Origin of the sequence: Cupriavidus numazuensis, from assembly GCF_905397435.1 — a bacterium.
Lineage (GTDB): Bacteria > Pseudomonadota > Gammaproteobacteria > Burkholderiales > Burkholderiaceae > Cupriavidus > Cupriavidus numazuensis.
Genome location: NZ_CAJPVI010000029.1, coordinates 90,353 through 105,285, shown reverse-complemented (window position 1 = coordinate 105,285; position 14,933 = coordinate 90,353). Strand labels below are relative to the sequence as shown.

The window sequence follows — 14,933 nt, the reverse complement described above, 5'->3', positions numbered from 1 at the left end:
CGGCGAGCGCTTTAACTGCAAAAGCAAAAGGAGACAACATGCTTCGCCTGAAGAAAAATGTGGAACTGCCGTCGATCTCGCCGACCGGCTTCGAAACGCCGTTGAGCGAAGAAGAGCGCGCGATCCAGGGTTCCGTCCATCGCTTTGCGCGTGACGTACTGCGCCCGATTGGCCGTGAACTCGATCGCATGACGCCGGAGGAGGTGATTGCTCCCGGGTCTCCGTACTGGGTGGCCATGATGGAGGCCGCCAAGCTCGGGCTCGACCCGCAACTGATCGCGCAGTTTCCGCCCGAAATGGCCGTGCGTATCGAATCGATCATCGGCGAGGAGCTGGGGTGGGGCGATGCTGGCCTGGCGTGTTCGCTTGGCGTTGCGAGTGCGCCACTGATGATGGCGCAGTCAGTCGGCAACCAGGAGCTGATCGACATGTGTATGGGCAAGGTCGGCTGCTGGGCCAGCACGCAGCCCGACCGCGGTTCTGACGCTGTGACGTTCTACCGCCAGGAAATCCTTCCGCACGGCAAGCAGCCGGTGGGGAACATCAGCGCGAAGGTGGGTGCCGACGAAATCGTCATCAACGGGCAGTATTCGTCGTGGGTGTCGAACGGCTCGGTGGCGCAGGTTGCACTCGCTTATATGGCGGCGGATTACGGTGACGGCTTCTACCGCACCGATGAAAACGGTACCCAGACGAACGGCATCGTGCTGATCGTTCCGCTCGATCTGCCGGGCATCTCTCGCGGCAAGCCCCTGGACAAGATCGGCCAGCGTGCGCTGCCTCAAGGCGAGATCTTCTTTGACAACGTCAAGGTGCCGAAGCGCTTCGCCGTTGCGCTGAAAGATGAATTTGCCGGCAACCTGGCTGCGATGTGGTCGCATGTCGGCGTGGGTATGTGCCAGGCGTTCACCGGCGCCGCCCGCGCTGCTTTTGAACTGGCGCTGGCTTATTGCCATGAGCGCAAGCAGGGCGGGGGCTTGCTGATCGAGCATCAGATGACGCAACTGCGCCTGGGCGACATGCTGCGCCGGCTGGAGATGGCGCGTGCCGTGGCTCGCCGCAGCCTTGCGTTTGCGCGGATGTCGCCGCAGACCCATCCCTACGCGAGTGCGCAGGCCAAGGTCAGCGTGACGGAAGAGGCGATGAAGATCGTGCACGAAGCGTTCCAGCTCTTTGGCGGCAACGGCACCACGCGCGAGTATCCGATCGAAAAGATCTTCCGCGATGTCCGGTCTGCGTTGATCGAGGATGGCGAGAACTACATCCTCACGGCACGCCTGGGTGGGCTGGCAAGCCAGCTCTATCAGAACGGGTGGACGAAGGAGTAAGCGTCGCGCGTGGGAATAGGCGGCCTCCAGGGGCTGCTGCCTAGGCGCAGCCGTACAGCCACGCTGACGTTAGAACGATTCGCGAAGAGACATCAATGAGCAACATTCAATCCTTGTTCAGTTTGCATGGCAAGGCGGCTTTCATCAGCGGGGCTTCCAGTGGCATTGGCTTGCACGTTGCCGAGTTGATGGCCGCGGCGGGCGCAAAAGTTGTTCTTGCCGCCAGACGCGCCAGTCTGCTGGAGGCCCATGTCGAGCGCCTGCGCGCTGATGGGCACGATGCCTCCTGCGTGCCGCTGGACGTGACGGATCCCGCTTCGATTGCACAGGCGTGGAGCCAGGCTGAGAGCCAGGTTGGCGGGCCGATCGACATCCTGTTCAACAACGCAGGTGTCATCTACACCGAACGCTTTCTCTCTCAGCAAGCAGAGGATATCGATCGGGTTTTCGATATCAATTTTCGCGGCGCGTTTCTTCTGGGGCAGCAGGCGGCCAAGGGAATGGCGGAGCGGCGTAATGGCTCGATCATCAATGTCGTTTCGACTTCCGGCCTGCGTGCAGGTGGCTACATGACCAGTTATGGCGCCTCCAAAGCGGCTCTGATCAGTTTGACGCAATCCATGGCGCTCGAACTTGCAGGAAAGGGGGTTCGGGTCAATGCACTTTGCCCCGGAAACTTCAGGACGGATATGCATGCGTCCTTCGAAGAGAAAGGGCTGGAGGAGAACCTGATCAAGCGTATCCCGATGCGCAGGATCGGCGAGGTTGAACAGCTCGACGGGGCGACGCTGTTGCTGGCGTCCGATGCGGGCAGTTACATGACCGGCTCGGTGATTGTGGTCGACGGTGGCCAGGTATTGAGCTGGATGTGAGGAATTTCGATCTCAACGCGAACGGAGCGGGATCGCTTCGCTCCGTCGTCAACATCATTGTGAGGTAGCACCATGTCCGTCAAGCGTTTGCCCAATTCAACGACGCCCTCAGAACTCGCGTCCGTCATCAAAGAGGACGGTGGCGCGATCGTAAAGGGGTTCCTCAGCGCGAGCCTGCTCGAGAACCTGAAGAAGGATCTTCTTCCCATGCTCGAGACTACCCCGAACGGGGTGGACGAGTACTTCGCAGGTGCGCAAACGCGCAGGCTGTCACGCCTGTTTGCGCGAACCGACCATATGGTCGACGTCGCGCTGAATCCGCTGTATCTCGAAACGGCGCGCCTGATCCTGCAGACCCCCATCAAGGTCTGGAGCGGCGAGAACCAGGTCGATGTGGCGCCCGATATTCAGGTGGGCGTGACGCAAGCCATTCAGATTCTGCCTGGTCAAGGCGTGCAGCCCCTGCACCGCGACGATTCGGTCTGGCTTTGGCGGCACCCGGGCTACAACCGGGAGGCTCGCGTGCAGATCATGATCGCCATCACCGATTTCTCAGAAGAGAACGGTGGGACCCTGGTCATCCCGGGCAGCCACAAGTGGGATGACGAACGCATGCCAAAGCAGGAGGAGGCGATCCCGACCTCGATGGATGCTGGCGATGCACTGATCTTCATTGGTTCGACGTACCACGGAGGGGGTCAGAACCGTAGCAATGCCCCGCGCACGGGCCTGACCATGTCGTATGACCTCGCGATCTTGCGACAGGAAGAGAACCATTACCTGACGCTGCCTATCGAGCGCGTCAAGCGCTTTCCCGAGGAAATGCAGCGGCTGCTTGGATGGTCGTGCAGCACGACCTATGCGGGATTTGTCGAGCGCAACGGGGTGATGTCCGACCCGCATGCGCTGCTCAAGCAGGATGGCTTTGTCGAAGTCGGCTACTTCGACTAACGCATCCTTCCCACGGGCGGCGCGGGAAGGCGCGCACGTAACAACACCCGCAGAAATCCGGGACCGGGAAAACAAAATGGAAAGCGAATTGGAAGCGGTGGAGCAAGCGCCGAGGAGCACAGCGTTATGCCGCCGTGATTTTCTCGGCCTGGCTGCGGTGGCGTCGGCCGCAGCGACAGCATCCCTACTGCCTAACGTGGCGAGCGCTGCGAGCGGTGCAAGCGTTGAACGCGATGTGCGGGAGGTTGTCATCATCGGCGCCGGGCTGGCCGGCCTGACCGCAGCACGCGACCTGCAGCGTGCCGGATGCGAGTCCTTCGTGGTGCTGGAGGCGCGCGACCGTGTCGGCGGACGTACCCTCAACCACGACCTCGGAAAAGGCTATTTCTCGGAAGCGGGCGGCCAGTGGATCGGGCCGGGCCAGACCGCTGTCGCCGACCTGGCCCGCGAACTCGGCGTCGGCACGTTTCTCACGTACTGGCAGGGCAAGTCCATGATGCTGGCCGGCGGCGCACGCGCTGCGTTGGAGCTCGGTGGCGTACCCGGCACGGATCTGAAGTTTCAGCGCGAACTCGAGGAGATGGCCAGGAGCGTGCCGTCCGGCGCGCCGTGGACGTCGCCGCGCGCCGCCGAGCTGGATGCAATATCGGTCGGGGACTGGCTGGCGAAAAAGAACATCGCACCGGAGAACCAGATCGATTGGTCAGCGAGCTTGCGGCTGACGAGCGGCACCTCGCCGACGAAACTATCGCTGCTGTACTACCTGTCGATGATCAATTCGGCCGATTGCAAGTACGAGCGGCTCGAAGGCACCAGCGGTGGTGCGCAGCGGGCCCGCCTCTCGGGCGGTTCGCAGATCCTGTCGATCAAGATGGCACAGGCGCTGGGCGACAAAGTCCGATTGTCGACCCCCGTGCTGCGCATCGAGAACTGGCAGAACGGCCCAGTCGCCATCCACACCCCGAACGGCGTGGTCCGTGCGCGCAACGTGATCGTCGCGCTCTCGCCGCCTCTGTGCAACCAGATCGCCTTCGATCCGCCACTGCCGGAGAAACGCCGCGAAATGCAACGGCGCTGGCCTGCCTATGCGCCGATGCGCAAGACCGCCCATGTCTACAAGAAGCCGTTCTGGCGCGACAAGGGTCGGAGTGGCTGGATCTTTCAAATCAAGGGTCCTGTTTTATGGGCATACGACAACTCGCCGGAGGATCTCTCGTTCGGTGTGATCAACGCGTTCGTGCACAACGGCTTGCTGCCATCCGACCCGAAGGCGGCCGAGGCGGAGCTTACGCGCATCTATGCGCAGGCACTCGGCGACGATGCGCTGCATCCCGTCGCGTATCACGACCATGATTGGGGCAAGGCAGATCCATGGACACTGACCTGCGTCTCACCGATGCCACCCGGTTTTATCACCGCGTACGGTGAAGCCTTGCATCCGTCTGTCGGCCGGCTGATCTGGTCGGGCACGGAAACGGCCGATATCTGGGCGGGTTACATGGATGGCGCAGTGCGCTCCGGCCACAAGGCGGCATTGCAGGCGCTGCAAGCCGCGGGTGCACGGAGGGCATGATGGATACCGTAAAGACGCGCAGCCGTTCCAGAAAAATCTTCGTCCTGTCGGGTTGGCTGCTGGCGGCGATGGCCGTGCTCGCAGGCATCGCCTACGGGCCCGAACTCTACGGGCTGCTGCAGCTGGGGCAGCAGGTCAACCAGATTTCGCAGGATGACACGCGCGCCGGCGGCGCGTGGCCGCGTCCCGGCGAAGCGTGCATTGGCTGTCATGGCTACGGAGGCAATGCAGGCAGCCAGACCTATCCGCACCTGGCGGGTCAACCGGAGCGCTATCTCAGGAAGCAACTCATGGCATTCGCCAGCGGCGAACGCGGCGATCCGATCATGACGCCAATGGCGCTGAGCATGTCGCAGCGCGAGCTGGAAAGCCTGGTGGCGCACTTCTCGAAAACGGTGCCGCTGCCGAACACGACGTTCCATGCCGATGCGGCCCGCGTGGCGCGTGGCGAAGCGCTGGTCAAGGCCAACAACTGCGCCGCCTGCCATGGGCAGCAACTCGAAGGAAAAGACGTATATCCGCGATTGGCCGGTCAAGGCCATGACTACCTGATCGATCAGCTTACGCGCTTCAAGAGCGGTACGCGTCGTGATGCCACCGGCGCGATGCTGGCGGTGGTTGGAGCGTTGTCGCAACAGGATATCGAGGACCTGGCGCAATTCATCGCAAGCCGATAGAGCCGCCGATTTTTCAAGTTAAGCAGGTGACAAGATGGACGATATTGCAAAGAAGCGCGATGAGGCGCCGGAGGCGGCCGCGCTCACCCGTCGCGGCTTTCTCGGTATAGCCGCGTCGGTGACGGCAGCGGCGACGGCTGCAGTACTGCCGAAGGTGGCGAGCGCTGCGAGTGCCGTGAGCGATGAGCGTGACGTGCTCGAGGTGGCCATCATCGGCGCCGGGTTGGCCGGCCTGACCGCTGCACGTGACCTGAAACGTGCGGGATGCGAATCCTTCGTGGTGCTGGAGGCGCGCGACCGCGTGGGCGGACGTACCCTCAACCACGACCTCGGCAACGGCTACTTCTCTGAATCGGGTGGCCAATGGATCGGGCCGGGTCAGACCGCGGTCGCCGATCTGGCCCGTGAGCTGGATGTTGGCACGTTTCCCACCTACTGGCAGGGCAAGTCCATGATGCTGGCCGGTGGCGCGCGTGCCGCTGTCGATACCGAGGGCGGGTTCGGCACGGATCCGAAGATTGCGCATGAACTCGAGGAACTGGCCAGGAGCGTGCCGTCCGGCGCGCCGTGGAAGTCGCCGCGCGCCGCCGAGTTCGACGCGATGTCGGTCGGCGACTGGCTGGCAACAAAGAACATTGCACCGGCAGACCAGATCGGTTGGTCGACCGGCTTGTCAATCACGGGCGGCGCTTCGCCGGCGAGACTGTCGCTGCTGCACTGGTTGTCGATGGTCAATTCGGCCGAATGCAATTACGACCGGCTCGAAGCGGTCAAGGGCGGCGCGCAGGAGACCCGCATCTCGGGCGGTTCGCAGATCCTGTCAATCAAGATGGCGCAGGCCCTGGGCGACAAGGTGAAGCTGTCGACCCCCGTGCTGCGCATCGAGAACTGGCAGAACGGACCGGTCACCATCCATACCGAGAACGGCGTGGTCCGTGCGCGCAACGTGATCGTCGCGCTCTCGCCGATGCTGTGCAACCAGATCGCCTTCGACCCGCCGCTGCCGGAAAAGCGCCGCGAAATGCAGCGCCGCTGGCCTGCGTTTGCGCCTGGACGCAAGACGACGCATGTCTACAAGAAGGCATTCTGGCGCGACAAGGGCTTGAACGGCTGGATCTTTCAACCGAAGGGGCCGCTGTTATGGGCCTACGACAACTCGCCGGAGGACGTCTCGTTTGGCGTGATCAACGCGTTCGTGCACATCAGCATGTTGCCGACCGACCCGAAGGCAGCCGAGGCCCAGCTCTCGCGCATCTATGCCGAGGCGTTTGGCGACGAGGCGCTGCATCCCATCGCGTTCCACCAGCGCGACTGGCTCAAGGCGGATAAATGGACGCTGAGTTGCGTCTCGCCAATGCCGCCCGGTTTTCTCACCAGATACGGTGAAGCCTTGCATCCGTCTGTCGGCAGGCTGATCTGGTCGGGCACCGAAACGGCGGAAATCTGGGCGGGCTACATGGATGGCGCGGTGCGTTCCGGCCACAAGGCCGCCTTGCAAGCGTTGCAGGCCGTGGCCGGGGGGAAGGCATGATGCATACCACAACGAAACCACGCAGCCGCAGCAAGCGGATGCTCATCCTGTCCGGCTGGCTGGTCTTAGCCGCTGCCGTGGTCGCCGGCATCCTCTACGGACCGGAAGTCTATGGCCTGCTGCGCGTGAGCAATGAGATCGACAAGATCTCGGCCGACAACGCGCGCGTGAACGGACCATGGCCGCGCGCCGGCGATTCCTGCGTCTACTGCCACGGCTTCGAAGGCAACGCGGTCAACCAGTCCTATCCGCGCCTGGCGGGTCAGAAAGAGGCGTATCTCAGGAAGCAGCTCAAGGCATTCGCCAGTGGCGAGCGCAGTGACCCGACCATGACGTCATTTGCGCTCAGCCTGTCGGAGCACGAGTTCGAGTCGCTGGTGACGCATTTCTCGCAGATGGCGCCGTTGCCGAACACGACCTTCCATACCGATGCGGTGCGCGTGGCACGCGGCGAGGCGCTGGCCAAGGCCAACAATTGCGCCGCCTGCCACGGACAGCAGCTGGAGGGGAAGGACGCGTATCCGCGATTGGCCGGCCAAGGCCACGACTACGTGATCGATCAACTCACGAATTTCAAGAACGGCACGCGCCGCGATGCCACCGGGGCGATGGTGGCGATGGCCGGCCCGTTGTCGCAACGGGATATCGAAGACCTGGCGCAGTTCATCGCCAGCCGATAAGAAGGAGTCAGACCATGACGCAACCCATGACAGTGAACGACCCGCGCCGCTTCGTCGGCTGGCTGGCCGTGACCGGCGCAGTGCTCGGCTGGGGCATGGCGGTGCTGTACGCTGCCGCAGCCAATTTCGATGTGGAGGCCCTTGAGCGCCCCGTCGCGATGCTCGGATTCTCTCCGGGGTCGCAGAACCTCTATCGATTGTCGATGTGGGCCGACATCCTCGGCTGGTATGTGCCGTTCCTGGCCGTTGGCGGCTATCTCTGGGGGCGGATGCGCCAGCGCGTGGGCGTACTGGCCGACATTGCCCTGACCGGGATCGTCGCGTATGCCATCCTGGGGATCGTCGGCGCTGGCATGCTGAACTTCACGCTCGCACCGCTGGCCGGCCTGCATGCGGGCAACGACCCCGTGGCCAAGACCGCAGCCGAAGGCATCTGGCCCACGCTGCAGAATGCCGCGCAAGGGATCTGGAGCGCGGAAGCACCAGTTTTTCTGCTGTGGGGAATCGTGGCAGCACGTTTCCTGCGCGCCGAGAAATGGGGCTTTGGCCGCCTGCTCACGTTCGATCTTTGCGTGTTCGGCGTTGAGTTCGTTCTCAATCTCCTCGGCATGCGGGATCTCGCCGAAATGGCGCTGCAGCTTACCCTCGTCATTCATCCTCTGTGGTTGTTCTTGTTCGGTATCAGCCTGCTGTGTGAACGCGCTCCGGCCCTCGTGAGCGCCGGGATGGCACCGGCAGCCTGACATACCAGTGCGAAGCCCACATCTTCAAACGCTTAACGACCATTGGAAATTGTTATGGAACTCAAATTTTATCTTTATTGTCTTGCCGATCTTGCATTGATAGCGACTTCCGTCGTCTATGGCGTGAAGTTGCTCAGGAAGCGAAACTACCTCCTCGGGATCGAGTGGCTGGTTGTTACGTTCTCGGCGACCAATCTAATGATCAATGCTTTAACTGGCGAGAACGTCTTTTATAGCATCTCTCTATTTTGCGATGCATTTTCCAGAGCCTTCGGCGTACCGGTTATCGCCGTCGCTGGAATGATGGCTGTAACGCATCGATACAAGCCATCGCTTGTTGTTGATGTCGTGTATGTGGTGGGCGCATTGGCGGGAACCGTTATTGTGTGGGCAGCAGACTTTATGGTTGAACCCAAGCCCTACTTCTATCTGGTGATGTGGTCCTTGTTCTCGGTTTACCTCGCGTACGTCGTCAAGCGGTTGCTGAGCATCGGAGAGACGCTGAACGCTGTGAGTGTGATCTTGGCACTGGTATCCGCGCAGATTATTGCGAGCACTTATGACTTCTATCGTATACCTGGTGACGACGATCACATGATCTTCTATATATTCGCGTTGCTTACCTGGTCTTATCAGAGCGTTTCGTTGTATTACGCCTATTGTGCGTTGGAGCGCGCGCAGGAAAAGGAACGTAGTCACAATCGAGGTTATACCCTTCGCGGTCTGGAACGAACTCCGCAGTGATTGTTACGCACTCGCTGAAATGCCTTTAGCACTTCAACAGGAGAGTAGATATGGCTACTTTGATCGTGAGCTATCCCGCAGTCGACGATCTGACATTCGATCGTGAGTACTATCTTTCGACCCATGCCTCGCTGGTGAGCGCTGCCTGGGGCGAGTTTGGCCTGCAATCAGCGGAGATTCTGTTTCCGGCACCAGGCCCGCAGCCCTTTGCATGCGTCACCGTACTGCGTTTCAGCGATCAGGCTGGAATCGATGCCGCACTGTCTTCTGCCAGGACAGCCGAGGTGGTCGGTGATGTACCGAACTTCACTAATGTCCAACCGACGATTTTCCGCGCAGACAACTGATGGAAGCGGCGCGCGCGCTGACAAGCGCCTGTCATGTAGGGACGGCATTCTGTGGTGTCTCCTATTAAATACCCCAGTCCAGGAAATCACTGATGCAGTCCAATCTCAGTTTGGCGCCGCAGCGCATCGGCGTGCCGCGGGAAACCTTTCCCGGCGAAAAGCGTGTCGCCACGGTGCCCGATGTGGTGGAAAAGCTCGTCAAGCTCGGCTTCCGGGTGGCGGTTGAATCCGGCGCCGGCGAAGACGCCAACTTCAGCGACGACGCTTACCGTGCGGCCGGGGCTGAGATTATCGGCGGCGCCGCGCAGCTTTGGGCTGCGTCCGACATTGTGCTCAAGGTACGCCCGCCCAGCGCTGACGAAGTGGCGCTGATGCGAGAAGGCGGCACGTTGATCGACTTCATCTGGCCTGCCCAGAACCCCGAGCTGATGCAGCAGCTGGCCACGAGGAACGCCACGGTGCTGGCCATCGACTGCCTGCCGCGCACGCTCTCGCGCGCCCAGAAGATGGACGCGCTGACTTCCACCGCCGGTGTCAGCGGCTACCGTGCCGTCATCGAAGCTGCCAGTGCCTTCGGCCGCTACTTCAACGGCCAGATCACGGCTGCGGGGAAGGTGCCTCCGGCCAGGGTCTTCATCGCGGGCGCCGGCGTGGCGGGCCTGGCCGCCATCGGCACGGCGGCCAGCCTGGGCGCCATCGTGCGCGCCAACGACACGCGTGCCGAGGTGGCCGACCAGGTGAAGTCGCTGGGCGGCGAGTTCGTCAAAGTCGACTACGAGGAAGACGGCTCGGGCGGCGGCGGCTACGCCAGGGTCATGAGCGAGGGCTTCCAGGCCGCGCAGCGGCAGATGTATGCGGAGCAAGCCAGGGACGCGGACATCATCATCACCACCGCGCTGATCCCCGGCAAGCCTGCGCCCAGGCTCATCACCGCCGAGATGGTGCAGAGCATGAAGCCCGGCAGCGTGATCGTGGACATGGCCGCCGAGCAAGGCGGCAACTGCGAGCTGACCGTGCCTGGCGAAGCGGTGGTGAGCCATGGCGTGACCATCATCGGCTACACCGACCTGCCATCGCGCCTGGCCAGGCAATCGTCCACGCTGTACGCGACCAATCTGCTGCGACTGACCGAGGAACTGTGCAAGGCCAAGGATGGCCAGGCGGTCGTCAACATGGAGGACGACGCGATCCGCGGCCTTACCGTGATCAAGGACGGCGCCATCACCTGGCCGGCCCCGCCGCTCAAGGCCGCTCCCGCGCCGGCGCCAAAGGCAGCGGCTGCCCCCGTGCCCGAGAAGAAATCGGGTCACGGCCATGGCAGCGGAGCGCCCATGTCCGCCAAGGGGCTCATCATCACCTTTACCGTCGCCGCCGTGTTGTTCTGGTGCATCGGTGCCTTTGCGCCTGCGGCTTTCCTGGGCCACTTCACGGTGTTCGTGCTCGCCTGCTTCATCGGCTACATGGTGGTGTGGAACGTCACGCCAGCCCTTCACACGCCGCTGATGAGCGTCACCAATGCCATCTCCAGCATCATCGCCATCGGCGCGCTGGTGCAGATCGCGTCTCCGGAAGCCGGCATGGACGGCAGGCCCGACGGGCTGATCCGCTGGCTGGCCTTTGCCGCGCTGGTGCTCACGGCCGTCAACATGTTTGGCGGCTTTGCCGTGACACGCCGCATGCTTGCCATGTTCCGCAAATAAGAAGAACGAGGAGAACCGAACCATGTCTCAAAGTCTCGCCACGGTGGCCTATCTCGGCGCCGCGATTCTTTTCATCCTCAGCCTGGGTGGCCTGTCCAACCCGGAAACCTCGCGTCGCGGCAACCTGCTCGGCATGGTCGGCATGGCGCTGGCTGTGCTGGCCACGGTATTCGGCCCACGCGTCAGCGCCTCGGGCTTTGCCTGGATCGTCATCGCGCTGGTCATCGGCGGCGGCGTCGGCCTGTATGCCGCCAAGGTCGTGAAGATGACGCAGATGCCTGAGCTGGTCGCGCTCATGCATAGCCTGGTGGGCCTGGCGGCCTGCCTGGTGGGCTTTGCCAGCTACGTCGACACGTCGGTGCAGTTTCAGGGGGCGGAGAAGCTGATCCACGAGGTGGAGATCTACGTCGGCATTCTGATCGGCGCAGTCACCTTCTCGGGCTCGCTGATCGCCTTCGGCAAGCTCGCCGGCCGCATCGGCGGCAAGCCGCTGCTGCTGCCTGCGCGCCATTGGCTCAACCTGATAGCGCTGCTGATGGTGATCTGGTTCGGCCATGCGTTTGTTGGCGCTCACGATGTGGAAGCCGGCATGACGCCGCTGCTTGTGATGACGGCGATCGCGCTGGTGTTCGGCGTGCACATGGTCATGGCCATTGGCGGCGCCGACATGCCGGTGGTGGTGTCCATGCTCAACAGCTACTCGGGCTGGGCTGCCGCGGCCACGGGCTTCATGCTGAACAACGACCTGCTGATCGTCACGGGTGCGCTCGTGGGTTCGTCGGGTGCGATCCTGTCGTACATCATGTGCAACGCGATGAACCGCAACTTCATCAGCGTGATCGCGGGTGGCTTCGGCTCAGGCGCACCGGTCAGCAAACCTGCTGGAGCGGGCGAAGCCGCGGAGCCGCAAGGCGAGGTGGTGTCCGTGAGCGCCCAGGAGACTGCCGAGATGCTGCGCGAAGCGAGGAGCGTGATCATCGTGCCCGGCTATGGCATGGCCGTGGCGCAGGCCCAGCACACCGTGTACGAGATCACCAGGGCCCTGCGCGACAAGGGCGTGGAGGTACGTTTTGCCATCCACCCGGTGGCCGGCCGCATGCCGGGCCATATGAACGTGCTGCTGGCCGAGGCCAAGGTGCCCTACGACATCGTGATGGAGATGGACGAGATCAACGAGGACTTCCCTGGTGCCGACGTGGCGATGGTGATTGGCGCCAATGACATCGTGAACCCCAGCGCCCTGGAGGACCCGGCGAGCCCCATCGCCGGCATGCCGGTGCTCGAGGTGTGGAAAGCCAGGCATTCGATCGTGATGAAGCGCTCGATGGCCTCGGGCTATGCAGGCGTGGACAACCCGCTGTTCTACAAGGAGAACAACCGCATGCTGTTCGGCGATGCCAAGAAGATGCTGGACGAGGCGCTTGGCGCGCTCAAGAGCTGATCAACGCTTTACCCCTGGCCGGTGAAACGCCGGCCAGTGCTGCAGTACCAATTCCCTTGAAGCGCCGTAGGCGAAGCAACTATCGATCTTGCGAGGCTTGCCATCGGCATCGACCGCGTCAAGGAGAACCTGCGACCGTAGCGGATTGACTGCCTGAATGGCTGCGGTCGCGAGCGGAGCCAGTATTTCGCGCAGGTGTGCGCAGGTTTCCCCGGGTGGCAGCCGCTTGCGGACTTCGCTGCTCCAGCCTGCGCCGATGCACAGCCCCACAAGGGCCTGCAGTGAATCACCACCGCCCGGGCACTCGCGATAGGGATACGCGTCAAGCGAGGTGATCACCTCGCGGATGATCATGTCCAGACCGAATACCACGCGAATGCGGATATCGTGGATCAGTGCGTTCGCCGGTATGGTCCGCTGGCTCCCTGGCGGCGTAAAGTCATGTGGCTTGCGGTCGGTCACGCAGCCTTCGACTTCGAACAGGCCATCGCTGCGGCGAAAGCCCTGGAAGTCGATCCGGCGTGCGTGGATCGGTTCGCGCGTGATATCACCGGGCTTGGCGTCATCTGAATGCGCAATGGTCATGACGCCTCCGCTCCAAGCGAACGCCATGCATCCATGAGCGTTTGTGCCAGTGCGCGGGCACCTCGGTTATCGTCCCATATCTGCATGGCGCAGCGTCGGCCAACCGGCTCCTTCGATTCCATTACCGCAGCACTACGTTCGAGTCCCTTGCCTTTCGCAATGATCTGATCGATGGTCAGTGGCTTGCCGGGCGTTCCCACGCTGTCGATGACCACGGCGGAGCGGGTCGTGTCGTCGCCGAAGCGAAAACTGACGCCGGTGGCGAATCGCGTCGGATAGTACGCCGTCAGCTCCTCACTGAATTCGAAGCGAACCTTGGCGGCGATGGCGCGGATGCGTGAGTCGTCAAGGAACCCATCGGCGTAAGCGTCATAGCGGTGCGGGCCATAGGCGAGCGTGGCCCCGACGATGTAGGGGCAACTGTATTGCGCCGCCATGGTCGACGAAGGATGCGCAAGCATGTGCTGGTCGGCAATGAGCTGAGGGCCGCGAATCACGATCTCGCGGATGCTGTCGACAGGCAATTGGAAATCGTTGGTCAGTTCGGCCAGCGCATCGATGGTCGAATGGAACAGGCGGCAACACGCGTAGGGCTTCAGGCTGATGTCGTGAATCTGCAGCCGGTGTGATGGCGTGGCCGGACGCAGGTCGCCGCCGAACAGGGCGGCTAGCCCGTATGTGCCCTCGATGGACAGACGCGGTGCCGTCACCGCATCCATCAGCGCGAACTCGGCAGCCAGTACGCCGTTGCGCGCGCCGAAGCCGGCATGTACCCGCTTCACTTCGCCGCCGGATGGCTCGGCGGAGAATTGCATGGCGCCGCAAGCCTGGGAGAGGGAATGGCCCCACGCGGCGATCAGCATGTCGGAGGTGACAGGCTCTCCACGGCGATACGCGTGCAACGCCACGCACGATGCAGCCGCCCCGAACGTGCCGAACACCGATGTCGGATGGAACCCTCTGTGCACGGTTTCCAGGCCACCCGCCGTCATGCCGACCAGCGCCATCGCCTCGTAGCCAGCTGCCACGGCGCGGAAGAGTTCTTCCTGCGAGGCGTCGGTGGCAGCGCCTGTGGCCAGGGCGGCAGGAATGATGACCGCGCCAGGGTGACTCAGTGTCGCGTTGTGCGTGTCGTCGAGTTCGTAACTGTGCGATGCCGTGCCGTGCACCAGTGCAGCGACGGACGCGTCGGCCGACCAGTCGCCAGTCAGCACCGGACTTTGGCCGGAGCCCGCAAACCGGCGTGTCCATGCAGCGATCTGTTGTGTCCAGGGCTGCGTGGCGCCCCACAGGGACACGACGAAGTTATCGAGAAAGAGGCGGCGCAGCGCTTCGGCGTCGGCGGGCTCGAGCGGGGTGTTCGCGACTCGCGCAACGTGGTCTGCAATGGCTGTGGTGGATTTCATGGCGATAGGGCGGGCGGAATACGGAATCCGGTCCGAGCGTAAGCCTTGGTGCCCCGCACAACAACTGACGATTCCCGAAGCGGCGATTCGAGCGCGTCGAATCTGACGGCCATCTTGGGGTAAGAGGTCTGGAGTAAGAGGTAATACCCCGCGCGCTGCTGTGCCTCGCAGTCCCCAGAGACATTACCTATACTTTTTTGCAGAATAACCACCTCGGCATCACATCTCGCGCAAACCTCGCGCGGTTCGGGCACCCGGGGGAACCTGCTTCAGTGCAGGGGGGTGCAATGCATTGGCCATCGTCCATATTGTCCACGCCATGCCTTCATCCGGCGCTGCCCGGAGGGGATGGCGT

General features: G+C 62.7%; 14 protein-coding genes. 12 read left to right on the top strand and 2 right to left on the bottom strand.

The window, feature by feature from the left end; all coding sequences use genetic code 11:
• The first annotated feature begins 38 nt into the window (after positions 1–38).
• From KHO41_RS22495 to pntB, 12 genes are all read left to right on the top strand, one after another.
• Positions 39–1,328: an acyl-CoA dehydrogenase family protein gene (locus KHO41_RS22495; protein WP_211955498.1), complete on the top strand. Its 1,290-nt coding sequence runs from the start codon at positions 39–41 to the stop codon at positions 1,326–1,328.
• A gap of 95 nt (positions 1,329–1,423) precedes the next feature.
• Positions 1,424–2,200, top strand: coding sequence for an SDR family NAD(P)-dependent oxidoreductase (locus KHO41_RS22490; protein ID WP_211955497.1), 777 nt, complete (start codon positions 1,424–1,426; stop codon positions 2,198–2,200).
• Positions 2,201–2,272: 72 nt separating this feature from the next.
• Complete coding sequence (locus KHO41_RS22485; protein ID WP_211955496.1) at positions 2,273–3,151, top strand: phytanoyl-CoA dioxygenase family protein; 879 nt, start codon at positions 2,273–2,275, stop codon at positions 3,149–3,151.
• A gap of 76 nt (positions 3,152–3,227) precedes the next feature.
• The gene (locus KHO41_RS22480) at positions 3,228–4,724 is read left to right on the top strand and encodes a flavin monoamine oxidase family protein (protein ID WP_211955515.1); all 1,497 of its coding nucleotides are present in this window, start codon (positions 3,228–3,230) and stop codon (positions 4,722–4,724) included.
• The gene (locus tag KHO41_RS22475; protein WP_211955495.1) at positions 4,721–5,401 is read left to right on the top strand and encodes a c-type cytochrome; all 681 of its coding nucleotides are present in this window, start codon (positions 4,721–4,723) and stop codon (positions 5,399–5,401) included. The genes KHO41_RS22480 and KHO41_RS22475 overlap by 4 nt, the downstream gene beginning before the upstream one ends.
• A 34-nt stretch (positions 5,402–5,435) precedes the next feature.
• Positions 5,436–6,932, top strand: coding sequence for a flavin monoamine oxidase family protein (locus KHO41_RS22470; protein WP_211955494.1), 1,497 nt, complete (start codon positions 5,436–5,438; stop codon positions 6,930–6,932).
• Positions 6,929–7,612, top strand: a complete 684-nt coding sequence (locus KHO41_RS22465; protein WP_211955493.1) for a c-type cytochrome — start codon at positions 6,929–6,931, stop codon at positions 7,610–7,612. Before KHO41_RS22470 ends, KHO41_RS22465 begins: the two co-directional genes overlap by 4 nt.
• Positions 7,613–7,626: 14 nt before the next feature.
• Entirely contained in the window at positions 7,627–8,355 is a 729-nt protein-coding gene (locus KHO41_RS22460) for a hypothetical protein (protein ID WP_211955492.1), read from the top strand.
• Positions 8,356–8,409: 54 nt separating this feature from the next.
• Positions 8,410–9,099 carry a hypothetical protein gene (locus KHO41_RS22455; protein ID WP_211955491.1) on the top strand — a complete coding sequence of 230 codons (690 nt, stop codon included), beginning with the start codon at positions 8,410–8,412 and terminating at the stop codon, positions 9,097–9,099.
• A 50-nt stretch (positions 9,100–9,149) separates the two neighbouring features.
• On the top strand, positions 9,150–9,446 hold the full coding sequence (locus KHO41_RS22450; protein ID WP_211955490.1) for an EthD family reductase: 297 nt from the start codon (positions 9,150–9,152) through the stop codon (positions 9,444–9,446).
• 92 nt (positions 9,447–9,538) lie between these two features.
• Entirely contained in the window at positions 9,539–11,146 is a 1,608-nt protein-coding gene (locus KHO41_RS22445) for a Re/Si-specific NAD(P)(+) transhydrogenase subunit alpha (protein WP_211955489.1), read from the top strand.
• Between the two features lie 22 nt (positions 11,147–11,168).
• Entirely contained in the window at positions 11,169–12,587 is a 1,419-nt protein-coding gene (gene pntB, locus KHO41_RS22440; RefSeq protein WP_211955488.1) for a Re/Si-specific NAD(P)(+) transhydrogenase subunit beta, read from the top strand.
• Here pntB and KHO41_RS22435 read toward each other — a convergent pair whose 3' ends face one another.
• Together KHO41_RS22435 and KHO41_RS22430 are read right to left on the bottom strand one after the other, a co-directional pair.
• On the bottom strand, positions 12,588–13,166 hold the full coding sequence (locus tag KHO41_RS22435) for a DUF2889 domain-containing protein (protein WP_376989543.1): 579 nt from the start codon (positions 13,164–13,166) through the stop codon (positions 12,588–12,590).
• 2 nt (positions 13,167–13,168) lie between these two features.
• The gene (locus KHO41_RS22430) at positions 13,169–14,578 is read right to left on the bottom strand and encodes an MmgE/PrpD family protein (RefSeq protein WP_211955486.1); all 1,410 of its coding nucleotides are present in this window, start codon (positions 14,576–14,578) and stop codon (positions 13,169–13,171) included.
• Positions 14,579–14,933 lie beyond the last annotated feature (355 nt).